Source organism: Nonlabens sp., assembly GCF_051251825.1.
Taxonomy (GTDB): Bacteria; Bacteroidota; Bacteroidia; order Flavobacteriales; family Flavobacteriaceae; genus Nonlabens.
In genome coordinates, this window is the sequence record NZ_JBPOGG010000001.1 from 396,240 (window position 1) to 419,440 (window position 23,201).

20 protein-coding genes and 1 tRNA gene are annotated in these 23,201 nt (G+C 36.7%); 11 read left to right on the forward strand and 10 right to left on the reverse strand.

Annotation, left to right across the window (positions count from 1 at the left end; all coding sequences use genetic code 11):
• Nucleotides 1–25: 25 nt before the first annotated feature.
• From ACSHWW_RS01705 to ACSHWW_RS01730, 6 genes are all read right to left on the reverse strand, one after another.
• The gene (locus ACSHWW_RS01705) at nt 26–397 is read right to left on the reverse strand and encodes a four helix bundle protein (protein ID WP_435680669.1); all 372 of its coding nucleotides are present in this window, start codon (nt 395–397) and stop codon (nt 26–28) included.
• A gap of 106 nt (nt 398–503) precedes the next feature.
• Nucleotides 504–833 carry a DUF4286 family protein gene (locus ACSHWW_RS01710; RefSeq protein ID WP_435680670.1) on the reverse strand — a complete coding sequence of 110 codons (330 nt, stop codon included), beginning with the start codon at nt 831–833 and terminating at the stop codon, nt 504–506.
• Between the two features lie 9 nt (nt 834–842).
• Entirely contained in the window at nt 843–2,633 is a 1,791-nt protein-coding gene (locus tag ACSHWW_RS01715) for a tetratricopeptide repeat protein (RefSeq protein WP_435680671.1), read from the reverse strand.
• Between the two features lie 18 nt (nt 2,634–2,651).
• Complete coding sequence (serS, locus tag ACSHWW_RS01720) at nt 2,652–3,923, reverse strand: serine--tRNA ligase (RefSeq protein ID WP_435680672.1); 1,272 nt, start codon at nt 3,921–3,923, stop codon at nt 2,652–2,654.
• Nucleotides 3,924–3,961: 38 nt separating this feature from the next.
• A complete protein-coding gene (locus tag ACSHWW_RS01725; protein ID WP_435680673.1) occupies nt 3,962–5,290 on the reverse strand; it encodes an HTTM domain-containing protein in 1,329 nt (442 codons plus the stop codon).
• Nucleotides 5,271–6,233: a bifunctional riboflavin kinase/FAD synthetase gene (locus tag ACSHWW_RS01730; RefSeq protein ID WP_435680674.1), complete on the reverse strand. Its 963-nt coding sequence runs from the start codon at nt 6,231–6,233 to the stop codon at nt 5,271–5,273. The genes ACSHWW_RS01725 and ACSHWW_RS01730 overlap by 20 nt, the downstream gene beginning before the upstream one ends.
• Nucleotides 6,234–6,338: 105 nt before the next feature.
• Here ACSHWW_RS01730 and ACSHWW_RS01735 point away from each other — a divergent pair, with 105 nt between their 5' ends.
• Nucleotides 6,339–9,596, forward strand: coding sequence for a reprolysin-like metallopeptidase (locus ACSHWW_RS01735; protein ID WP_435680675.1), 3,258 nt, complete (start codon nt 6,339–6,341; stop codon nt 9,594–9,596).
• On the opposite strand, the gene pth is transcribed toward ACSHWW_RS01735, so the two are convergent.
• From pth to ACSHWW_RS01750, 3 genes are all read right to left on the reverse strand, one after another.
• On the reverse strand, nt 9,597–10,232 hold the full coding sequence (pth, locus tag ACSHWW_RS01740; protein WP_435680676.1) for an aminoacyl-tRNA hydrolase: 636 nt from the start codon (nt 10,230–10,232) through the stop codon (nt 9,597–9,599).
• 65 nt (nt 10,233–10,297) lie between these two features.
• Nucleotides 10,298–10,936, reverse strand: coding sequence for a 50S ribosomal protein L25/general stress protein Ctc (locus ACSHWW_RS01745; protein WP_435680677.1), 639 nt, complete (start codon nt 10,934–10,936; stop codon nt 10,298–10,300).
• A gap of 27 nt (nt 10,937–10,963) precedes the next feature.
• Nucleotides 10,964–11,905: a ribose-phosphate pyrophosphokinase gene (locus ACSHWW_RS01750; RefSeq protein WP_435680678.1), complete on the reverse strand. Its 942-nt coding sequence runs from the start codon at nt 11,903–11,905 to the stop codon at nt 10,964–10,966.
• Nucleotides 11,906–12,036: 131 nt separating this feature from the next.
• Here ACSHWW_RS01750 and ACSHWW_RS01755 point away from each other — a divergent pair.
• The 5 genes from ACSHWW_RS01755 to ACSHWW_RS01775 all read left to right on the forward strand — a co-directional run bounded on the left by ACSHWW_RS01755 (nt 12,037) and on the right by ACSHWW_RS01775 (nt 15,202).
• Nucleotides 12,037–12,118 (forward strand) — tRNA-Leu (locus ACSHWW_RS01755).
• 48 nt (nt 12,119–12,166) lie between these two features.
• Nucleotides 12,167–12,415 carry a GIY-YIG nuclease family protein gene (locus ACSHWW_RS01760; RefSeq protein ID WP_435680679.1) on the forward strand — a complete coding sequence of 83 codons (249 nt, stop codon included), beginning with the start codon at nt 12,167–12,169 and terminating at the stop codon, nt 12,413–12,415.
• Between the two features lie 136 nt (nt 12,416–12,551).
• On the forward strand, nt 12,552–13,136 hold the full coding sequence (locus ACSHWW_RS01765) for a HupE/UreJ family protein (RefSeq protein ID WP_435680680.1): 585 nt from the start codon (nt 12,552–12,554) through the stop codon (nt 13,134–13,136).
• Nucleotides 13,137–13,198: 62 nt separating this feature from the next.
• Entirely contained in the window at nt 13,199–13,627 is a 429-nt protein-coding gene (locus ACSHWW_RS01770; RefSeq protein WP_435680681.1) for a deoxycytidylate deaminase, read from the forward strand.
• Complete coding sequence (locus tag ACSHWW_RS01775) at nt 13,628–15,202, forward strand: S41 family peptidase (RefSeq protein WP_435680682.1); 1,575 nt, start codon at nt 13,628–13,630, stop codon at nt 15,200–15,202. It abuts the gene before it with no gap.
• A gap of 54 nt (nt 15,203–15,256) precedes the next feature.
• Here the strand turns inward: ACSHWW_RS01775 and ACSHWW_RS01780 are convergent, their stop codons facing one another.
• Nucleotides 15,257–15,457, reverse strand: coding sequence for a hypothetical protein (locus ACSHWW_RS01780; RefSeq protein WP_435680683.1), 201 nt, complete (start codon nt 15,455–15,457; stop codon nt 15,257–15,259).
• A gap of 355 nt (nt 15,458–15,812) precedes the next feature.
• Between ACSHWW_RS01780 and ACSHWW_RS01785 the strand changes: the two genes are divergently transcribed.
• The 5 genes from ACSHWW_RS01785 (at nt 15,813) to ACSHWW_RS01805 (ending at nt 23,085) form a co-directional block, all read left to right on the forward strand.
• The gene (locus tag ACSHWW_RS01785; RefSeq protein ID WP_435680684.1) at nt 15,813–16,388 is read left to right on the forward strand and encodes a DUF3109 family protein; all 576 of its coding nucleotides are present in this window, start codon (nt 15,813–15,815) and stop codon (nt 16,386–16,388) included.
• Between the two features lie 364 nt (nt 16,389–16,752).
• Nucleotides 16,753–17,748 (forward strand): ribonucleotide-diphosphate reductase subunit beta, encoded by a 996-nt coding sequence (locus tag ACSHWW_RS01790; protein WP_435680685.1) that lies wholly within the window; start codon nt 16,753–16,755, stop codon nt 17,746–17,748.
• A gap of 137 nt (nt 17,749–17,885) precedes the next feature.
• Nucleotides 17,886–20,471, forward strand: a complete 2,586-nt coding sequence (locus tag ACSHWW_RS01795) for a ribonucleoside-diphosphate reductase subunit alpha (protein ID WP_435680686.1) — start codon at nt 17,886–17,888, stop codon at nt 20,469–20,471.
• A 295-nt stretch (nt 20,472–20,766) separates the two neighbouring features.
• On the forward strand, nt 20,767–21,213 hold the full coding sequence (locus ACSHWW_RS01800; protein ID WP_435680687.1) for a ferritin-like domain-containing protein: 447 nt from the start codon (nt 20,767–20,769) through the stop codon (nt 21,211–21,213).
• Nucleotides 21,214–21,477: 264 nt separating this feature from the next.
• Nucleotides 21,478–23,085, forward strand: coding sequence for a peptide-N-glycosidase F-related protein (locus ACSHWW_RS01805; protein ID WP_435680688.1), 1,608 nt, complete (start codon nt 21,478–21,480; stop codon nt 23,083–23,085).
• Nucleotides 23,086–23,201 lie beyond the last annotated feature (116 nt).

Sequence of the window (23,201 nt, forward strand, 5' to 3'; positions counted from 1 at the left end):
AAACTAAGATCAATAAAGGTAGAACTTATTGCTTGTTTGAGCCGAACTTATCTGGATTATTTATCATGTAGTTAATAAGCTTCCCAATTTCCTGCGTTTGGTTGTAAATAGCCTTATAGTCTTGATTGGGAATGTATTCGCAGGCTAGAGCAAAATTGAGCCATACCGCAGTTTCACTGTTTTCTGCATCAGAATCTGTTAGTTTGCTTATGAAATGTCTAGGATATCTTCTTTTTCTATAAGCTTCGGCAATATTTGCTGCAACGCTTCTTGAGGAACGCCTTATTTGGTCAGTTAATGAATATGTTTCTTCTTTAGGAAATGACTTTGAAACTTCTTGAATAAGCATAGCGTTTTCAAAAGCTTTTTTATATGCTAGTAAACTTTCAAAATCCATGCTTCAATTATTTAGAGAAATCTCAAATATATTTAAAATGACCTTACTACTTTCCAACAGTACTGAAAACTGCGACTGCGACTGAAAACCGCGACTGTCAACTGAATTAATTCAAATTAGTATGTACCGTATATTCATCAAGTACATCTAGCTCTGTGCGGAATGCGAGAACATTGTTTCCCCATTTCTCCAAACCTTCTTTGCGTAATGCTTCGGCGTGTTTTGAGTAATAGATTTCTAAAGCCTCACGACTTATCGCTTTGTACTGAATAGAAAAAGTACTGTCTCCATCTTGTTCTTCTACAAGTACTCGAGTCAATTTTGCGTCTTTAAAAAGTCCTGTTCCTAATACTTGAGCGATGTGCTCGCGTATCCAATCTAGCCATTCTTCTTCAAGATGACTTGACATATTACAAGTCACATTATATATTACCATAAATGATTTTTAAAAAGCTTTTACATTTTCATCACCTCTCAAACGACGGAATCTCCTGCGAGCATCTACAAAGTGTATGCTGTCTGCATAGTCATAAATAATGCGTTCAAAATGTGCTTGAGCTTTATTATTATCGTTAAATTTTTCTTCAAAAAGCAGTCCTAAGTAATAATAAGCATCGTCTGCCAGAATACCGTCTGCAAAGTTATCGATGATAGTTTGATAGTTGCTTTTTGCCGCCTCAAAGTTCGACTCAAGTTCGTAGAGTTGCGCTTGTTTTAATAAAGCTTCATCTTCAATTGGGTCGCCTTTGTGGTTTTGTAACAATTTGTCGTAAAGTGCAATTGCTTCTTGACGTCTGTTTTGATATTGTTTTAAATCTGCATAGGAATATGCTTTTAATGCTACAAACGTGGTGTCTTCCAGGCTGTGATCGCTTATAGTAAGACTTAGTTCCATAGCATCGTTTGCGATTAACTTAGAAGTAGCGCTTCTCAACACTTTTAATTGGGTTAAACTCCATGGGAAATCACCTTGATAATAACTAGTTCTAGCGACTCTAAACTGAGCCTCTTGAGCTAATTCATCATTGGGTAAATCAGTTTGCACTTGACTATAAAGAATAAGTGCGCGATTAAATTGTTCTTGAAGCACGAGAATGTCTGCGAGAAGCATTTTCACTTCGGCTTTTTGAAACTTGCTGAGTCTTTTATTTTCTAAATCGCTTAATAAAGTCACAGCAGTATCTGGTTCGCCGGCTTTAAAAGCGAGAAAGTTTGCATAATCTAGCTGCAGCATAAAAGTTTCTCCATCTCTACCATAAGTAGTAAGTAATTCTTCATACTGTGCTTTTACGGTTGGAAATTCTGTTGCGGTGGCTTTATCGGCATCTATTTTTGCGAGTAAACTCTGTGCTACATATCGTGTAGAAATTACCTGAGATTCTTGGACTAGGTATTCCAGAATTTCTTTGGCAGCATCTACATCTTTTTCCTCGATAGCGGTTACGGCAAGTTCTTGTAATTCAACGGTACTTTCTTTAGTACGTACATAGATTGCTTTTTCTTGAATAAAAGCTTTCTTAAAATCTTTTTGCTGAATGAAAAGCCAGCTTAAGAGCTGATTGTAGATGGGATTTTGGTTTTCGCGCAAGCGTAATAGCAGCGTTTTCCTCAATAATTTATTTCCCTCATTATCTGGGTCATCTGTGACATATCTTGTAAAAATAGCCTGTGCACGACCACGATAAGCAACATTTTCTTCAATTAAATCTACGTACTGAATAAACATTTTTTCAACGTTTCCTTGCTGCCCATAAAGGTTTGCTAGCTGGTACCTGAAGTTTGCCTTAGGATTTGCCGCCATGCCACGTTCATAAGCTTCTATCGCTTCATCGAGTAGATTGCGTCGTTCAAATCTATTTGCGATTTGATAGGTTAAATTAGGCAAGGAATCAAGAATAGTAATCGCTTCGTTATAATAAGGTTTTGCCAGTGAATCTTTTCCTTGCAGTGTCAAATTATAGCCACGTTCTACGGTTAATCCATAGTTATTGCGCAGTAATTTTTGCGCATCATCAAGTAAGGAATCTACCTGCTGGTATTGTTCCAGTTGATGATTAATGTCTATGACTTTAAGTAAGTTATTAACGTTGCGCTTATTCTCGCTATAGATTTTATTGTAAATCTTGAGTGCTTTACCGTATTCACCTTGATCTATATAATTCTCGGCCAGTCTAGGGTTTTGAGAAAAGCCCAAGCTGCTGCATAGCAGTAAAGTAAGAATTATAAATTTGCGCATAGGTCTAAATATAGGCTATTAATCAATGATGTCAAATCCGCAATAAGGTTTTAAAACCTCAGGGATTTTGATTCCGTTTTCTGTTTGGTAATTTTCTAAAATCCCAGCAAGAATACGTGGCAGTGCCAGTGAACTACCGTTCAAAGTGTGTGCCAGTTCTGTTTTCCCTTCGCTATTGCGAAAACGTAATTTCAAACGATTACTCTGGAACGTTTTAAAATTTGAGACACTACTTACCTCGAGCCATTTTTCTTGAGCCGTACTATAAATTTCAAAATCATAAGTGAGCGTTGAGGTAAATCCAAGATCACCACCACACAATCTTAAAATACGATATGGCAATTCTAGTTCCTCAAGAATTTCTTTAACATGAACCACCATTGCGTCGAGTGCACCATCACTCTGATCTGGATGCTCAATACGTAGTATTTCTACTTTATCAAATTGATGTAAACGATTCAAACCACGCACATCACTTCCATAACTACCTGCCTCACGACGGAAACATGGTGTGTAACCAGTCATGGCGATAGGTAAATCTTTAGATTCTAATAAATCACCACGATAAATGTTTGTGATAGGCACTTCTCCAGTAGGAATCAAGTATAAATCATCTACACCTACGTGGTACATTTGTCCTTCTTTATCTGGTAGTTGACCAGTTCCATAACCACTAGCTTCATTTACTAAATGCGGTACTTGCATTTCTTCATAACCAGCAGCGGTATTTTTATCTAGAAAATAATTAATTAATGCACGCTGTAAACGAGCACCTTTTCTTTTATAAACAGGAAAACCTGCTCCAGTGATTTTATTACCTAGTTCGAAATCGATAATATCATAATCTTTCACCAGTTCCCAGTGTGGTTTTGAACCACTGTGTAGCGTAGGAATCACACCATGCTCAGAAACTACCTCATTATCTTCATCACTATTTCCGGCAGGAACGCTGTCTTGAGGTACGTTAGGAATCGTATAAAGTATGTTTTGTAATTCTTCAACGGCAACATTTAACTCGTCGTTGAGTTGCTTAGATTTTTCTTTTAAATCGCCTGTTTGAGCTTTGAGTTCGTTTGCCTCTTGAGCTTTGCCAGACTTGAATAAATCGCCTATTTGCTTAGAAAGTTTGTTGCTTGTAGCAAGTGTTTCATCAAGTTGTGCTTGTAGAGAACGTCTAGTTTCATCAACTGAAATGGCGTTTTCTAACAATGGCAATGCATCAATGTTTCTCTTTTTAAGTGCTTGTGCATAAGCTTCTTTATGCTCGCGTATAGCTGCGATTTGTAACATGGTAATCGTTTTAAATTCTAAGCTGGTAAAATTACCATTTATTCCTTGTTCTCATAGAGAGATGATGGTAAAATCCACTCAGTATGTGACCAGTGACTCCATTCTTGAGCAGCTACATCTACTTTCTTATCTGTAAACTGTTGCATCGGGCGACCATTGATGCTTACCTTGGCATCGATATAGACTGCAATGTCCTCGCCTTCAGCAGCGTGGAGTTCTTTAAGTCGTTGTGCAAATTGCCACATGAAATCGGGTTTGGTTTGCACACTATAAGATTGTTTTTTTGTGAGATAATCGTCATAATTCACAGGTTTGCGACTACCAGTAGTTTTGTTTTCTATATAGTAAGTAGTATGACCGCGTCGATTGCGCAACATCATACGCCAGCTTAAGCGATGACCTTCTTCGGTCCAAAGTACATCGTCTTGAATCAACCAGTGACGCAATGGTAATAATAACATCACAAGCAAAAATCCAGTGCTCACTATTAATAATGGCTTTTTAAGGGCAGGAATTATCACTTCATCACCTTCATAGAAGTTTTTCTTTTTGAAAAATCGCTTTTGAATAGTTTTAGGGTTAAAAAAGAAAACTAAAAACGCCAGTGCGAGATAAGGAAAGATACCTATCTTGAATATGATAGAATTAAAAATATGAAAAAAGAAAGATGCAATCACAGCAATCACTCGAGTGCGTTTCCAGAGCAATAATGGGATGATTAATAGGTCAAATGTGAGTCCGTAAATCATAATCGCCCAGTGCGCCCATTCATATTGTAATATATTCCAGTCGCCAGCTCTTATTTTCATTAAATGTTTAGGGAAAGAAGTATCCATCCAGTCTGGATAAAACTTTGCCACACTTGCATAAGAATAGACTATGAATAAAAAAGCGATTATAAAAGCATATATCCAGCGACTCATATGTTCCTTGCGCAACACTGGATTATACTTTGCATCTAGCGATACAGAACGATTTGCAGGTAAAAATACCATGATGTAATTAAGCAACATCAATAAGTAATAATGATTGTTATAAGAAGTTTTTTGAAGTAAATAAACATAGGTCCAGGCAATTGCGTAAAACAACATCGCTGCACGATATTTATAGCCTACCATGACTAAAAGTCCAGCGATTCCCATAAGAACAAATAAACCATACATTAATGGTGCTGGTAATGGTTCTAGAAACTCAAAGCCTATGAAAGTAAAGGTAAATTGAGGTTGTAAAAAGTGTTTATCTACCGCTCCTAGAGCTATGTGACCAAAAGCCTCACAAGCCAGTAATAGCCCAAAAAACATGCGGAATAATACCAGCGCAGAATTATCTACCTGTTTGAAAAGCCAATTATCCCATTTGCTGAACATAAGCTCTGGTGTTTAATTCGTCTTGTTTCATGGCGACTTTTAACTCTTCAATAGAGTTGAATTTAAGCTCGTCTCGCAATCTTTTGTGAAAAAATAACTGCATTTGCGAGTTGTATAAATCGCCATTAAAATCTAAGTAGTAAGTTTCAATGGTTTTTTGAGCATTATCTGATATCGTAGGATTCACGCCTATGTTAGTCATTCCATACACACGTTTTCCATCTATCATGCTGCTGGTTACATAAACACCGTTTTTAGGAAGTAATTTGTAATTCTCAGCTACTTTGAGATTTGCAGTTGGATAATTTATAGTGCGCCCTATTGCTTTTCCGCTTTCTACGATTCCTTGCACGCTATAAAATCTGTTCAAGTAATTATGCGTGGTTTCCATGTCGCCAGCTTCTATTGCAGCTCTTATTTTAGTGCTGCTTACAGTAACTTCTTCCACTTCTTTTTTAGAAATTTGTATGACTTGAAAATTAAATTCTTTGCCATATTCTTCAAGTTCATTAATACTCGCCGCACGATTCCTGCCAAAACGATGGTCATAACCTATTACAACCACAGCCGCTTTTAATTGATCAACGAGGATATTTTTCACATAATCGAGAGCACTCGTTCTAGCAAATTCAAGTGAAAAAGGATGAGTGACTATATTCTCGATTCCATTTGCCGCGATTAATTGCTGTCGCTCTTCAATGGTATTAATGAGTTTCAAGTCAGCATCGGGTTGAAGCACCATTCTAGGATGCGGAAAAAATGTCAATAAAACGCTGGTAAGAGATTGCTGTTGGGCAATTTCTGTGACACGTTGTAGTATTTTCTGGTGGCCGTGATGCACACCATCAAAAGTTCCAATCGTTACTACCGCACCTTTTTGAGCTTTATAAGAAGCTATGTTTTCAAATATATTCAATAGAATAATGTTGTTATTTCCTGCCATCGCAAATTAAAATATTCTCGACGAAATGTGCTAAAAAACCAGAGGTTTATACAAATGTTTGTACATACCGCAAACAAGCAGTATTTTGTGAGCTTATAATTCCCTATGAAATATTTTTTTAGCTTCGTAATGGTGTTGAATTTCGCTTTCGCGAAAGCGCAAAACTACTGGCAACCTGCTCCACAAATACCTACTGAAAATTTAGAAAATCGTCGTTTTATTCCCGAGACTTTTCAAGTTTTTAAACTCAATGTAGATGGATTACAGCAACACGTCGCAAATGCGCCGCAAAGATTTACAGTTGCAAATTCAACAGTGATTGTGAGAATGCCTAATGCTACTGGAGATTTTAATGATTTTGAAGTATTTGAGACGGAATCTATGGAGCGACCGCTGGCTCTTAAATATCCACAAATTAAAACCTATATAGGATTTAATATTAACGACGCTGCTCACGTGATTCGTTTTTCAATAACGCCTCATGGATTTCATAACATAGAGTTTATTCCTGGTGCGCCTACCGTTTATACAGATCCGTTTACACAAAATCATGATACTTATATCATTTATGATCGCTCTGCACTTCCAGAAATTAAAGAAGATTTTGAATGTCTCACAGATGATGCTACAGTTATAGGAACTGGAAGTGAAAGTGCCACACAAATTCAAAAAGCCGCAGATGATAGTTCTCTAAGAACCTATAGAGTGGCAATTTCTTGTAATGCTGAGTACGGTAACATCTTTGCCGGGAATGGAACCGATGCTCAAAAACGAGCTAATATCCAAGCGCAGCAAGTCATCACCATGAATCGTGTGAATGGAGTCTATGAAAGAGATCTGGCTGTAAATATGGTTTTTGTAGCAAACAATGATGTGCTTCTTTATTATGGAGATACATCGCTGGATCCTTATACTAATAATTTTAATGGGCGCACGCAGGATTTAATTGATGGAGATCTTGCTGGGCAAGGTTTTCCTGGAATAGGAAATGCAAACTATGATATAGGACATAATTTCAATACGTCTGGTGGAGGAAATGCTGGTTGTATAGGTTGTGTATGTCAAGCTGGTCAAAAAGGTAGTGGAATGACAGGTCAAGCAAACCCGACTGGAGATCCTTTTGATATCGATTATGTCGCTCATGAAATGGGACACCAGTTCGGTGGTTATCATTCTATGGCATCAAATGGTTGTAGAAGTGGAAGCGGTCAGACTGAAGTAGAGCCTGGTAGTGGTAGCACGATCATGGCATATGCAGGAATATGCAATCCTAATGTTCAGAACAATTCAAACGATTATTTTCATTATGTAAACATAAGAGACATTACTAATAATATTCAATCAGGTGTTTCTAGTTCATGTGCCGTAATAACAAACGTTTCCATAACAGCACCAGTTGCAGATGCTGGAGCTGATTACATCATTCCTTATGGTACAGCCTTCTTATTAACTGGAACAGCTAGTAATTTAGGTGCAGATACGGTGACTTATAATTGGGAACAAAATGATCCAGAAAACCCTAATAGTAGTGCAGGACCTGATCCTACTAGAGTAGTTGGGCCAATGTATCGTTCTAGGCCATCTGTCACGGTTCCTACTCGCTATTTCCCACCGCTTGCAAATGTGGTTCAAGGAAATTTAGTGCCCGATTTTGAAGTGACGCCATTTGTTGCTAGATCTATGGAGTTTGCTTTTACAGTTAGAAAATACAACTCAAACATAGGTCAGAACGATTCTGATTTAATGAATATTACGGTAGATGGTGTCGCTGGGCCATTTCAAGTAACGAGTCAAAACATTAATGAAACGTATAATACTGGAGAGGCTGCAATTATTAATTGGGATATTGCTGGTACTGACTTAGCGCCTGTAAATACAAGTTCGGTAGATATTCTATTATCGACTGATGGTGGTTTAACTTTTCCAAACATTGTAGCTAGTGCAACACTTAATGATGGAACTGAAACAGTTGTTATTCCTAATGTAGGCGCGACCACTCAAGCTCGTATAATGATAAGAGCAAATGGAAATGTTTTCTATGCTGTAAATTCAAGTAATTTTACAATTACAAGCGATGAGTTTTCATTAAGCACCACTGATTTAAGTCAGGAAATATGTCTTCCTGGAGATGCTGTTTACGACTTTACTTATAGAACGTACAATGGTTTTAACTCGCCTACGACTTTATCTTTATTAGGCGCGCCAGCTGGCTCTACTGTAAACATTACTCCATCAACAGTTACAAATGATAATACACCAGTAAATATTACTATAACTGGATTGACTGCATCGATGGTAGGAAGTTATAATTTGACTTTTGAAGGAATGGCAGGATCCACTATGCGTTCTACAGGTTTAACTTTAGACGTGTTGAATTCTGGTTTGACTACAGTTACTTTAGTGGAACCTCAGGATAGTGCTGTTGACGTGGCTTTATTTCCGACTTTAGAATGGAGCGCAACGGCAGGCGCTCAAGAGTATGATGTAGAGCTTGCTACCGATGCTAGTTTTACAAACATCATAGAAATCGCTACTACGCCAACAAATTCATTTATAACAACGTCAACTCTTATTGAAAACACGGTCTACTACTGGCGTGTTAAGAATAGAAATGTTTGTGGTGAAGGAAATTATAGCATGGTGCGCAGTTTTAGAACGGCAAATCTAATTTGTAGTAATGAGTTAGCAACGACTATTCCAGTTGCTATAAGTCAAGGTCCACCATCATCTATAGATTCAATTATTACTATAACTAATAATGTGGTTATCACTGAAGTTTCACTAAATATAGACTTGTCACATACATGGATGAGCGATATTGATATTTATCTCACAAGCCCGTCTGGAACGCAAATTATAATAGTAGAGGATCGTTGTAATAATCGTAATGATATGTTTGCAACCTTTACTGATAGTGGTTCACCTATTAATTGTACATTTTCTGCACCTACTATTAGCGGAGTTGTTTTACCAGTAGAATTATTCTCAGCTTTTAATGGAGAGAATTCGATAGGTGATTGGACACTTACTGTAGCAGATGATACAGAACAAGATGGCGGTAGCTTGAATAACTGGTCACTAGACATTTGTGGAACTCAAACATTATCTACGCCAGATTTACTATTGAGTGAAATTAAATTATATCCTAATCCGGCAAAGACAGTTGTTACCGTGGAGCTGGGGAATCTCGCTTTCGCGAAAGCAGAATACCAAATCTATGATATGGCTGGAAGATTTATTACATCCCAAAACTTACAAACTGCTACTTCCCAAATTAACACGAGTCAATGGGCGAGCGGAATGTATTTAGTAAAAATTAATGTCGATGGAAATACTGTGGTGAAGCAATTAATTAAAGAGTAATTATTTACCGTTAAATTGATTCATGGTATTTGCGAGTCCTGCGTGCGTGAAAGATAAACAAGCTTCGGCTGCTTTTCCTATGCGTTCAGGTAGTGATTTTTGTTCTTCTTTATCCCATTCACCTAAAACATAATCTACCTGGCGACCCTTTGAGAATTCGTCTGAGATGCCAAATCTCAATCGAGGATAATTAGGTGTGTTGAGCTTGATTTGTGTGTCTTTTAAACCATTATGTCCACCATCAGTGCCTTTTGCTTTCATGCGTAAGGTGCCAAATGGTAAATTCAAATCATCAGTAACTACAAGAATTTGTTCCTTAGGAATCGATTCTTGATTCATATAATATTTAATAGCCTTACCACTTAAATTCATATAAGTGCTAGGCTTGAGTAAAGTGATTTTTTTTCCTTTATGTGTAATAGTTGCTACGTCGCCTAAAGTCAGTGTTTCAAACGATGCGTCTTTTTCTCGAGCGATTTCATCGAGTATTTTGAATCCTATATTATGACGAGTTTCACTGTATTTTTCTCCTATGTTTCCTAATCCTATAATGAGAAATTTTTTCATGTCATGTTCTTTTTCAATGGGCTGCTCTTTAAATAACGAGCTCCACCATTTTTGAATGGCTATTATCATGCGTTAAAAATAAAAAAAGCCGTAAGAAATTAATCTTACGGCTTGTAAATATTTGATAAAAGAAATTAATCTTCTTTTACTGCAGCTACATCATCAGTTTGAGTTGATGGTACATCTCCAGCTTCCACTTCTTCTTCCTCTTCTTCGTCCACAATTGCAGTACGAGAAGTTTTGATCATTACAACAACAACACTGTCTGGGTGCATGATTTCAAATTCTGGCACACGTAAGTCGCGTACATATCTCTTGTTTCCTATCTTCATATCAGAGATATCAATTTTGATATAATCTGGCAGGTTAGCAGGAAGTGCTTTTACTTTTAAACGACGGTTATTTCTACGTAGAACACCACCATTAAGTACACCACGTGCAGAACCTTCAAGCATTACAGGAACTTCCATAGTTACTGGCTTGTCATCAAAGATTTGATAAAAATCTGCGTGTAATAATTGTTCTTTTACTGGGTGCCATTGCATATCTTGAGCGATAGTTGCAAATTGCCCATCTTTACCTAGGTCTATAACAACTGTCATTGCGTCAGAGGTGTAGATAAGGTTTTTAAATGCTTTTTCTTCTGCTTGAAAATGCACTGGTTTGTCTCCTCCGTAAATTACGCAAGGTACCAATCCAGCATTACGTAGGGCTTTAGTTGCCTTTTTGCCCACGCTTTCTCTTGTAGATCCGTTGATCGTGATTGATTTCATTTGTTGTTTATTAATTAATTATTGAAATTACATGATAAAATTAGAACTGATCGATTCATTATTTTGAACGCTTTTCATAACGTCAGCAAATAAAGAAGCACAAGTAAGGACTCTTATTTTTCCACTTTCTTTTCTTAAAGGGATAGAGTCAGTTACTATCAATTCAACGAGTTGAGAGTTTTCTATTCTCTCATAAGCCTGACCAGATAAAATCGCATGAGTACAAATAGCTCTTACACTTTTTGCACCGCGCTCCATCATTACGTCTGCAGCTTTAGTTAATGTTCCAGCAGTATCGACCATGTCATCTACTAGAACTACATTTTTTCCTGTCACATCACCTATCAGCTCCATGTGAGATATCACATTTGCTTTTTGACGTTGTTTATAACATACTACTACATCGCTTTCTAGAGTTTTTGCATATGCATAAGCTCTTTTAGAACCACCCATATCAGGTGAAGCAATAGTAAGGTCAGTTAAATTTAAACTCTTTAAATAAGGTATAAATAGCGCACTACCGAAAAGGTGATCCACTGGCTTTTCAAAGAATCCTTGAATCTGGTCTGCGTGTAAATCCATAGTAATGATGCGAGTTGCACCAGCACTTTCTAGAATTTTTGCGATCATTTTTGCACCTATAGGTACACGAGGCTTGTCTTTACGATCTTGTCGCGCCCAACCGAAGTAAGGAATCACGGCTGTAATATGACGAGCACTTGCACGTTTTGCAGCATCCAGCATTAATAATAACTCCATTAAGTTATCACTGCTAGGATGTGTAGAACCTATAATAAAGATGCGACGACCACGAATCGATTCTTCAAAAGACGGCTGAAACTCTCCATCGCTAAACGTAGAGAAATTTACTTGACCTAGTGATGCACCGTATTGCTTAGCTACTGCTTTTGCAAGGTCCATACTTTGTCTACAACCGAATAATTTTGCTTCTGTCATGGTGTTAGTCATCTTAAAATGATTTAGACTCCTGATTTTAAGGCTGCAAATGTACAGATATTTTTATTCTATCTCTTTAAAAATCACTCTAAATAAGGTGTGGAATTTAAAATATAATGTACTTTTGCATTCCAATTTTTGTTGCCTCAGTGGTGGAATTGGTAGACACGTTGGATTCAAAATCCAATGCTCTCGGGCGTGCCGGTTCGATTCCGGCCTGAGGTACTTTGAGAATCCAGATCAGAAATGTTCTGGATTTTTTAATTTTAGGGCATGTTTACAGTTTACGCATTAAGTTCTGTTTATAGAAATTATATTTATGTAGGATTAAGTTCTGAACTAGAAGAACGTTTAAAAAGACATAATTCTGGAAAAAATAAGACTACAAAACCGTACGCGCCTTTTATTCTGTTGTACTCTGAGGAGTTAGAAACAAGGGACGAAGCTAGAATTAGAGAGAAATATTGGAAATCAGGAACAGGAAAAGAACAATTGAAAAGAATGCGTGAGAATATAAAATAAAGGTTCGACCTGCCTGCCGGCAGGCAGGTTCCGGCCTGAGGTACTTTGAGAATCCAGATCAGAAATGTTCTGGATTTTTTTATGGGACAACACTTAAAATCTTATTTTTGAATCTTTGCCTTAAAATTAGTATTCAATGGAGGATTTCTTACGCAATGTTATTTTTGGATTTGAGCACGTGCTGGATTGGAAAGCTTATGATCACATTCTTTTCATTGCGCTACTTGCAGTACCGTTTCTATTTAAAAGTTGGAAAAAATTATTGTGGCTGGTTACCGCTTTTACTATAGGTCATACCGTATCGTTAATGCTGGTTGCGTTTGCAAGCGTAACTTTCTCTAGTAGGTACATTGAGTTTTTAGTACCTGTAACGATTGCCATTACAGCATTATATAACATTTTTACTGCAGGAAACAGGCATAGGGATAATGCGCCATGGATAGGGATTGGTATATCTTTATTCTTTGGAATAGTTCATGGATTTGCGTTTTCAAGCGCTTATAAGATGCTTGCGAGTGGTAGTGATAATGAATTTTTACTACTTTTAGAATATGCTTTAGGAATAGAAGGTGCGCAACTAGTAATCGTTCTAGCTGTGCTGGTTCTTAACTTTCTGTTTACGGGATTGTTCCGTTTCAGTAAAAAGGATTGGGTTCAGGTAACTTCAGGAATTATTTTGGGAATGGTGATCCCTATGTTGATTGCTCGATGGATCTGGTAAGGAGTATTTAATTACGCTTTCTTTTAACTTCGCTTTCGCGAAAGCGTAAAAAAACAAATAAATTGATTGATCAAAAACAACATAAATACGACGTAGCTTATTTAAAAATGGCTACAGAATGGGCAAAATTGTCTCATTGTAAAAGACGTCAAGTAGGTGCTATCATGGTGAAAGATCGTATGATTATAAGCGACGGATATAATGGAACACCTAGCGGTTTTGAGAATTTCTGTGAAGATGATGAAGGATATACAAAGTGGTATGTGCTCCATGCTGAGGCAAATGCGATTCTTAAAGTAGCAGGTTCTACACAATCTTGTGCCGGAGCGACGCTGTATATTACTATGTCACCATGTAAAGATTGCAGCAAGTTGATTCATCAAAGTGGTATAAAACGTGTTGTATATGTAGAAGGATATAAAGATGATAGCGGTTTGCAATTTCTGCAAAAAGCTGGCGTTCAAGTAGAACATATAAACCAACTCGATTAAGTGAAAAAATCACAAGTATATTATCCTTTGTTTTTAGGAATAGCGGTCGCTCTAGGAATAGGGCTAGGTTATCTATTGCATAATGGTGGTACAAGTGATGGATTATTAATGGCAAGCAATGCCAAAAAACGCAAACTCAATAAACTCATAGACATCATCGACCAGCGATATGTGGATGAGGTAAATACAGACAGTATAGTAGATGTTACAGTTAATGGAATCCTTGCTAATCTAGATCCACATTCTGTCTATATCTCAAATGATGAGATGGAAGAAGTCGCAGACCAGATGCGTGGCGACTTTGTGGGAATCGGAATTCGCTTTTTTGTGAATCAGGATACGATTTCTGTGTTAAATGTTCTCGATGGTGGTCCTAGCAAACGAGCTGGAATTAGAGGTGGCGATAAATTATTATTTGCAGATGGGAAACCGCTCTATGGTGTAGATGCTGTAAATACTGATGTTCTCAAAGGTGAAGAAGGTTCTAAAGTAATGCTAGGAGTTTTGAGAGCTGGAGATTCTAATGTGCTTAACATACCTGTAGTAAGAGGTAATGTTCCTATTAATAGTATTGAGGCAACGTATATGATTAACGATCAGCTAGGTTATATAAAGGTCAATCGTTTTGCAGAATCTACTGAGAAGGAATTTGATGCAGCTATTGATGAACTTCTCGATAAAGGTGCTCAAGAATTAATAGTAGATTTAAGAGATAATCCTGGTGGAGTTTTAAATGCCGCTATCTCAATGGCCGACGAGTTTTTACCTCGCAAAAAACTTATCGTGTTCCAGCGTGATCGCAATAACGACCGTAAAGATTCTTATGCCACTAGTGAAGGTGATTTTGAGGACAAGAAAGTCTATATTCTTATTAATGAAAATAGCGCCAGCGCCAGTGAGGTAGTTGCTGGAGCTTTACAAGATAATGATGTTGGAACTATTATAGGAAGACGCAGTTTTGGTAAAGGACTGGTGCAACAAGAGATAAAATTAGGTGATGGAAGCGCAGTACGATTAACCGTTTCTAGATATTACACGCCTACAGGTCGCAGTATCCAGCGTCCTTATGAGGATGGAAATGAAAATTATTATAAGGAATACATTGATAGATATAATAATGGCGAGCTAGAAGATGCTTCAAACATTGAAGTAAATGATTCTTTGAAACGAATCACGCCAGGTGGAAAAGTGGTTTATGGCGGTGGCGGTATTATCCCAGACGTGTTTGTTCCTAGTGCCGATGGCTACATACTTCAAACTCTAGAGTATTTTGCTAGAACAGGATTTGCTGATCAATTTACCAATCGTTATTTGCAAAACGATGGTATGAAATTGCGCAATATGTCTCAAGAAGATTTTATGGAAACTTATAGTGTTCCAGAATTAGTGATGGAAGACTTTATCCAATATGCTCAATTATATAATACGAGTATTTCCTTGCCAGGTTATAGAGATGAGATTTCTACTATTATCAAGTCTTCACTTGCAGAGCAATTATTTAACACTGAGGCAAAAATAAAAATCCTCAATGAACACGACCGCATGATTCAAAAAGTGCTAGAGTTGAATAAGTAGATTTTATAAGGATTTCCTATAAATATAAGTAGCAACAAGACTGCAAAATGGAACCTATCGTTTCTCGTGCTTCTCTTTAATTTTAAGAGAGACCTGTAAAATAGCCAGCAGTATGAAAACGCAAAGCGTTGCAAGAATGCTTATCACAGCAATCTGACTATCACCTTGCATAGGGCTGTTAAAATCGAGTTTAGTTGCATTAAAGATCAGATTTACAACCGCGAGACCCATTAATATATAGATGAATATTTTCATTAAAAAAGTACTTTGAAATAAACTATAAATAACTTTATCACTGTGGCAAGCAAGATAACCCCAAAAATTTTACGGAACACATAAATCCAAGGTTTTCCTATCAATTTCTTTATGTAATTAAAGTTTTAAAATCAATAGAATAGAGTCTGTCTAGAGAATTATAGTTACAATATTAGTTCATGCAAAATTTCATTTTAGCAATTAAACTGAGGTTAATATTTATTCCATATAATTATTATAATAGTGCAGGATATCACTTTTAGAACATCTCTTTTTCTTAAAAGAAGTATCAACTCCTAGTTAAATAATGTTCCTATAGTATAGTTGAATATCTTTGCAGCTCAAATACTACTTTATGTTTCAGCTAGGAAAAACCATCGTATCAGATGACGTACTTGAAAAAGACTTCGTCTGTAATCTCACTGCTTGTAAAGGAGTGTGTTGTGTGGCAGGTGAGGCAGGAGCACCACTGGAACAAAAAGAGCTCGACATTCTAGATCGAGAATATGAAAAAGTAAAACCTTATTTACGTCCAGAAGGTATCGCGGCGATTGAATCTCAAGGCACGTGGATAGAACGTGAAAACGGTGAACTAGAGACACCACTTGTGGATGGAGCAGAATGTGCTTACACGACTTTTAAGGAAGATGGCACCGCACTTTGTGGTATTGAGGCGGCATATCGAGATGGTGCGACTTCATTTTATAAACCTATTTCATGTCATTTATATCCTGTACGCATTCAGGAATACACAGATTTTAAAGCGGTGAATTATCACAAATGGCAAATCTGTGATGACGCCTGTACGCTCGGTGAAGAATTAGGCGTTCCGGTCTATAAATTTTTGAAAGAAGCACTCGTTCGTAAATTTGGAATTGCTTGGTATGAAGAACTGGAAGAAATAGCTCAAAGTTTCTCTTCAAATTCTTAAATCTGCGTTTTTAAAAATGAGTTTTTTGAATTCGCTTTCGCGAAAGCGTGGATAACTTTCTAAATTATTTTTTAATTTTTTTTGTAGGAAAGAACGTGAAATTTGTCGCTCAATAGTGATGAAATATAGACTTGTAGAATGTTGTTTCTATGAAACGTAAGGAAAGTTAGACGAAATCACAACTAGTTTAAATTCAGTAATTTAAAGGACTATTTTAAAGTTTTGTTAACGTAGTCAATGAGTAAAACGAGTGTTGAAAACTTGTTTAAAAGCAAATTAGGAATTCCCACTTTTCCTCTCAATCATTTTTGATATTTGTTAGTCCCAAGTAACAACAGATTAAATAATTTTTAAAGAGGACATTATGCAAGCGACGACAGTAGAACCCATTTTAGTAGATAACCCAGATAGATTTGTAATCTTCCCGATTCAACATCATGATCTATGGGAATGGTATAAAAAACAACAAGCTTGTATATGGACTGCAGAGGAGATTGATCTTCATCAAGATGTTACCGACTGGGAAAATTCATTAAACTCTGACGAGCGTTATTTCATCAAGCACATTCTTGCCTTCTTTGCGGCAAGTGATGGAATTGTAAATGAGAACCTTGCAGAGAACTTTGTTAACGAAGTTCAGTATTCTGAGGCTAAGTTTTTCTACGGTTTCCAAATCATGATGGAAAATATCCATTCTGAGACTTATTCTTTACTTATCGATACTTATGTAAAAGATGATAAAGAAAAAGATCAATTATTTAAAGCAATTGAAAACTTCCCTGCAATTAAGTTAAAGGCTGACTGGGCAATGAAGTGGATCGATAGCCCATCTTTTGCTGAGCGTTTGATAGCATTTGCTGCGGTAGAAGGGATCTTTTTCTCAGGAGCTTTTTGTTCTATTTTCTGGTTAAAGAAAAGAGGATTGTTACCTGGTTTAACATTCTCAAACGAGTTAATCTCTCGTGATGAAGGAATGCACTGTGACTTTGCGGTACACTTACATAATAACCACTTGATTAATAAAGTGCCTAAAGCTCGTATCACAGAAATTATAGTGGACGCTCTTAATATCGAGCGTGAGTTTATTACAGAATCTCTTCCAGCTAGTTTAATAGGAATGAACGCAAAATTGATGACTCAATACTTAGAGTTTGTAACAGACCGTTTATTAGTAGAGCTAGAATGCGAAAAAGTATATAATTCTACTAATCCATTTGATTTCATGGATATGATCAACCTTCAAGGAAAGACTAACTTCTTTGAAAAACGAGTAGGTGAATATCAAAAGGCTGGAGTAATGAACAGCACTAAAGAAGGTAAAACAGAGATGGATTCTTTCTCTCTAGACGCTGACTTTTAGATAAAAGTTTTACAGCCTTTAAGGTTGTTCCATATATAGAATAGAGAATATCACTTGACGTTCTCATAAGTAATAACCCAAATCTTAGATAAAGGGATGAAAATCCTTTTCTCTAAACCCAAAAAACCGAGTTCAATATGTTTGTAGTAAAAAGAAACGGCCAGAAAGAGCCAGTAATGTTTGACAAGATCACCGCGAGAGTACGTAAATTATGTTACGGCCTTAGTAATCACGTGGATCCTGTAAAAGTTGCCATGCGTGTCATCGATGGATTATATGATGGTGTTACTACAAGTGAACTTGATAACCTAGCGGCTGAGACTGCTGCAACGATGACCACCGCTCATCCAGATTATGCACGTCTTGCAGCGCGTATCTCTGTTTCTAACCTGCATAAAAACACAAAGAAAACATTTAGTGAAGTAGTTACAGATCTTTATGAGTACGTGAATCCTCGTACGGAGAAAAAAGCACCTATGATCTCAGATGAGGTCTACAAAGTAATTCAAGATAATGCAGACCGTTTGAACTCGGCAATTATCTATAATCGTGATTTTGGGTACGATTACTTTGGGTTTAAAACATTAGAGCGCAGTTATTTATTAAAAATTAATGGTGAGATTGCAGAGCGTCCGCAGCACATGTTGATGCGTGTATCTATCGGGATTCATATTGATGACCTTGATGCTGCGATTGAAACTTATGAGTTGATGTCTAAAAAGTATTTTACACACGCAACTCCTACGTTATTCAATTCTGGAACTCCTAAACCTCAAATGTCTTCTTGTTTCCTATTAACGATGCAAGATGATAGTATTGAAGGTATTTATGATACATTAAAGCAAACGGCAAAGATTTCTCAAAGTGCTGGTGGAATAGGGTTGTCTATTCACAATATACGCGCAAGAGGTTCTTACATAGGTGGAACAAACGGTACTTCAAACGGAATCGTTCCTATGCTTAAAGTATATAACGATACAGCTCGCTATGTAGATCAAGGTGGAGGAAAACGTAAAGGTTCTTTTGCTATTTACATGGAACCATGGCATGCAGATATCTTTGATTTCCTAGACTTGAAAAAGAATCACGGAGCTGAGGAGATGAGAGCCCGTGACTTATTCTACGCTATGTGGATGTCAGATTTATTCATGAAAAGAGTAGAGGCAAATGCACACTGGACATTAATGTGTCCTAACGAGTGTCCTAACCTGTACAACGTTTATGGAGATGAGTTTGAAGCACTTTATACTAAGTATGAAGAAGAAGGAAAAGGTCGCAAGACCATTCAAGCTCGTGAGCTTTGGGATAAAATACTAGAATCTCAAATAGAAACTGGAACACCTTACATGCTGTATAAAGATGCAGCAAACCGTAAGTCAAACCAGCAAAACCTAGGTACGATTAGATCTTCTAATCTGTGTACAGAGATTATGGAATATACAGCTCCAGATGAAGTAGCAGTATGTAACCTAGCTTCTATCGCTTTACCTATGTTTATTAAAGACGGTGCTTTTGATCATAAAGCACTTTATAAAGTAACTAAGCGTGTAACTCGCAACTTGAATAAAGTAATTGATCGTAACTATTACCCAGTAAAAGAGGCAGAGAATTCTAACATGCGTCACAGACCAGTAGGATTAGGAATTCAAGGTCTTGCAGATGCTTTTATAATGCTGCGCCTTCCATTTACAAGTGATGAAGCAAAGAAATTGAACTCAGAGATTTTTGAGACTCTTTATTTTGCAGCTTGTGAAGCTTCTATGGAAATGGCTATGGAAGAAGGACCTTATTCTACGTTTGCAGGTTCACCTATGTCAAGAGGAGAATTCCAGTATAACATGTGGAATATCCAAGATGAAGAATTAAGCGGCCGTTGGAATTGGGCAGATTTAAGAACCAAAGTAATGGAAAATGGTGTGAGAAATTCACTTCTTGTAGCGCCTATGCCTACAGCAAGTACTTCTCAGATTTTAGGAAATAATGAAGCCTTTGAGCCATATACTTCAAATATCTATACACGTAGAACACTATCAGGAGAGTTTATCGTAGTAAACAAGCACTTATTAAAAGATCTTGTAGATCAAGGATTATGGGATGATACCTTGAAGAATGCTATTATGAGAAATAATGGTTCTATTCAAGCTATTGATGGAATCCCTGAAGATATAAAAGAACTCTATAAGACAGTTTGGGAATTGAGCATGAAGGACATTATTGATATGTCCCGCCAGCGTGGTTACTTTATCGACCAGTCACAATCACTGAACCTGTTCATGGAAAATGCAAATATGTCTAAATTGACATCGATGCACTTCTATGCATGGAAGAGCGGACTTAAAACTGGAATGTATTACTTGAGAACTAAAGCAGCAGTAGACGCTATTAAGTTTACAGTTACTAAGGAGAAAAAAGCAGCGCCTGTTGCGCCAGCAACACCTGCAGCTCAAATAACACAACCAGTGGCAGCTGCACCAGTACAGGCGGCTTCAGTGCAGCCAGTTACTCCAGTAGCAGCGACACCACAACCAGGACAAACGCAATCGCTATTTATAGATGATAGTGCTCCTGCAGCAGCAAAGGTGATGAATCAAGCAAGCTCTATTGAAAACACAAATGTAATCACAGAGAGTGATGAAATGAGTGAAGAAGAATACAGAATGATACTTCAACGCGCTAAAGAAGCTGCCAGCAATGGTGATGATTGTGAGATGTGCGGCTCATAAAAAAATGACTTAACTAAAACGATAAAAACGGCTTTGCAATTTGTAAAGCCGTTTTTTTATACGCTTTCGCGAAAGCGTACAAACATAAACCTCACAGGCTATCAAAATCTGTAAGGTTTTCTATTGCTCAAATTGAAGCTATAAGTTAATCAATTTAACAACTCTATAATAATTGAGCTCATAACCCTAAATCTATGCTAAGATTCCTATAAACCCTTGTTAATCGTGCGATAAACACTGTATTGTGCTTGTATATTGAGGTGTAATTAATTTATTAACCATACAAACAAATATTATGAAGTATACAGAAGAAGTAGCAAATAAGTTAAATGAATTATTAGAAAAAAATTACGATGCTGAGGCAGGATATAAACTAGCCAAAGACAAAGTAGAAAGTCGTAGACTAAAAGATTTTTTCACCCAACAAGCTCAGGAACGATATAACTTCGGTCATGAATTAAAGACTGAAATAAGAAGTTATGGTGAGTCTCCAGAAAAAGGAACAAGCTTTAAAGGAGATGCGCATCGAGCATGGATGAACATAAAATCCACATTTACGTCAAATAATGAAGAAACAATTCTAGAAGAGGCAATACGTGGGGAAAAAGCTGCAGTGGAAGAGTATAACTCAATTATCTCTGAAACAACATTGCCACCATCAACAAATTCATTGTTGACTAAACATAGAGATAACATCCAGCATTCATTAAATAAAGTTAGTGCGATGGAAACTATAGCATAATTTCCATAGATTATTGATTGGAAAGCCCTTTTGAGAAATCAAAAGGGTTTTTTATTTATTATTCTCACTATTATAAATAAATAATGTAGATACTTTTCTTAATTAATGGATTCATTAATTTAATTCAATTAATACAGCGATAATGATTCTGATAATTGTCAAAAAAGGTTGAAAAGCAGCAGTTTATATAGTAAAAAAGAAACATCATGCTTTTTTAGTGCTTACAGAATTTTATATTTGGAATCCAAAACTAATTTAAAATTTATGAAACATTTAAAAACGTCCTACATGATGTTCTTGCTATTATTTGTAGCCATCGTATCATGTGACAAGGAAGAAACAGCCCCAAAAATTACAGAGATTACGCTCAGTGCATCAACTACCACAGTTCAAGCAAATAATGTCGTGTATTTATCTGTAACCACTGATACTGACGTGGATATTACAAATGATGTGCGATATGTGGTAAATGGCACACCTCAAACCTCTTCTGAGTTTACGCCCAATACATTTGGTGACTTTAGGGTCATAGCGACCTACAGTATTAATAATAGAACTTTAGAAAGTAATGATGTGATTATTACGGCTACAGCGGCTCCACTAACTAGTGTTACATTAGGTTCTGACAGCTATTTGAAGGAATTAGGCCAAGTATTTACGCTCAGTGTCATAGGCGATAATGATGTTAATCATACGGCAGATGCTTCATTTTTCGTAGATGGTGTTGCTTTAACAGATAATACATATACAGCAACCAGTTTAGGAGAGTTTACTGCAACGGCAACTTATAATCATAATGGTACAACCCTAACAGCTGATCCTGTAACACTAGAGGTTAAGGGGAATCCAACCACAGTTAAATTCTTTGATGAAATTGTGTTTTATGATGGATATGCCGCTGTAGTTAGTGATCCAGTGCCACCTGGTGTAATTAGAAAATCAAATGATACTTACTTTACAAAAATTGAAGCTTCTGATATAAGTCAGATTAGTGGAGATGAATTAGAGATAGAAATAATTATCGGTGCTTTATGTGATAATTATGATAGAGGTGGTCACTTGTTTTTAAATACAATCGCAAAGAATACAACCTTTGATGTAAATAATGTAGTTGACCGTTTTGAAATAGCCCGTTTTATTACTCCATTTATGAATAAGAATAGAATGCCCGATGAAGTCCCTTATAATTATGATGCAAATAACATTGCAAAAATACTTAATGATACAAGTTTAAATGCTGCCTTTGATTTTTATTTAGAGTTTAGAGTTTTTGGTGTTCCTTATGCAGCAAATACTCAAGTTTCTGGCTGTGCTGGTAGAAATGATGTCTTTAGAGGAACAGTGAATTTTAAATCTACAAATGCAAATGTAATTCCGGTACCGCAAGCAATTGAACCTATTTGTTCTGATGCGCCTCTTAACAATTATTCTGCAAATGCTACGGACGTTATGGGACAGACCACACGTACATTTAATATCAACTTAAATGCTGCTATAAATGCTGCTCAACTAGTTGTTATAACCTCTAATCATGGTGCAAACACTGGTGGTGAAGAGTATAATAGACGCCAGCACTTTATTTATTTTGATAATATAAATGTAGACACCTACATTCCTGGAGGTAAATCTTGTGAGCCATATAGGCGTTATAATACACAAGGAAATGGAATTTATCAAAGCACACCACAACCGCTTAGTTACTGGACGTCTTTTAATAACTGGTGTCCTGGTGATGCAATCCCTACTCGTGTTTATAATTTAGGAAATTTGGCAGCTGGTGCTCACTCGTTTAAAATAGAGGTGCCAGATGCTGAATTTGTTGATGGACAAGGTAACATCCCTACATCAGCTTATATTTACGGAGATTTATAATAATTACTAATCTGATTAGACATACTTAAAATTAAGAAAAAGACCTCCTAATAGAGGTCTTTTTCTGTTTTTAAGAACTTATGGGAATTACAATATGTTTTCAGTTTAAATAGGTT

Bases quoted from the DNA above. Each gene is read 5' to 3' on its own strand.
- ACSHWW_RS01710 (WP_435680670.1), bottom strand. From the start codon at position 833: ATGGTAATATATAATGTGACTTGTAATATGTCAAGTCATCTTGAAGAA.
- ACSHWW_RS01795 (WP_435680686.1), top strand. From the start codon at position 17,886: ATGTTTGTAGTAAAAAGAAACGGCCAGAAAGAGCCAGTAATGTTTGAC.
- ACSHWW_RS01800 (WP_435680687.1), top strand. From the start codon at position 20,767: ATGAAGTATACAGAAGAAGTAGCAAATAAGTTAAATGAATTATTAGAA.
- ACSHWW_RS01760 (WP_435680679.1), top strand. From the start codon at position 12,167: ATGTTTACAGTTTACGCATTAAGTTCTGTTTATAGAAATTATATTTAT.
- ACSHWW_RS01730 (WP_435680674.1), bottom strand. From the start codon at position 6,233: ATGGCAGGAAATAACAACATTATTCTATTGAATATATTTGAAAACATA.
- ACSHWW_RS01785 (WP_435680684.1), top strand. From the start codon at position 15,813: ATGTTTCAGCTAGGAAAAACCATCGTATCAGATGACGTACTTGAAAAA.
- ACSHWW_RS01735 (WP_435680675.1), top strand. From the start codon at position 6,339: ATGAAATATTTTTTTAGCTTCGTAATGGTGTTGAATTTCGCTTTCGCG.
- ACSHWW_RS01745 (WP_435680677.1), bottom strand. From the start codon at position 10,936: ATGAAATCAATCACGATCAACGGATCTACAAGAGAAAGCGTGGGCAAA.
- ACSHWW_RS01715 (WP_435680671.1), bottom strand. From the start codon at position 2,633: ATGCGCAAATTTATAATTCTTACTTTACTGCTATGCAGCAGCTTGGGC.
- ACSHWW_RS01790 (WP_435680685.1), top strand. From the start codon at position 16,753: ATGCAAGCGACGACAGTAGAACCCATTTTAGTAGATAACCCAGATAGA.
- ACSHWW_RS01805 (WP_435680688.1), top strand. From the start codon at position 21,478: ATGAAACATTTAAAAACGTCCTACATGATGTTCTTGCTATTATTTGTA.
- ACSHWW_RS01765 (WP_435680680.1), top strand. From the start codon at position 12,552: ATGGAGGATTTCTTACGCAATGTTATTTTTGGATTTGAGCACGTGCTG.
- serS (WP_435680672.1), bottom strand. From the start codon at position 3,923: ATGTTACAAATCGCAGCTATACGCGAGCATAAAGAAGCTTATGCACAA.
- ACSHWW_RS01705 (WP_435680669.1), bottom strand. From the start codon at position 397: ATGGATTTTGAAAGTTTACTAGCATATAAAAAAGCTTTTGAAAACGCT.
- ACSHWW_RS01780 (WP_435680683.1), bottom strand. From the start codon at position 15,457: ATGAAAATATTCATCTATATATTAATGGGTCTCGCGGTTGTAAATCTG.
- pth (WP_435680676.1), bottom strand. From the start codon at position 10,232: ATGATAATAGCCATTCAAAAATGGTGGAGCTCGTTATTTAAAGAGCAG.
- ACSHWW_RS01725 (WP_435680673.1), bottom strand. From the start codon at position 5,290: ATGTTCAGCAAATGGGATAATTGGCTTTTCAAACAGGTAGATAATTCT.
- ACSHWW_RS01750 (WP_435680678.1), bottom strand. From the start codon at position 11,905: ATGACTAACACCATGACAGAAGCAAAATTATTCGGTTGTAGACAAAGT.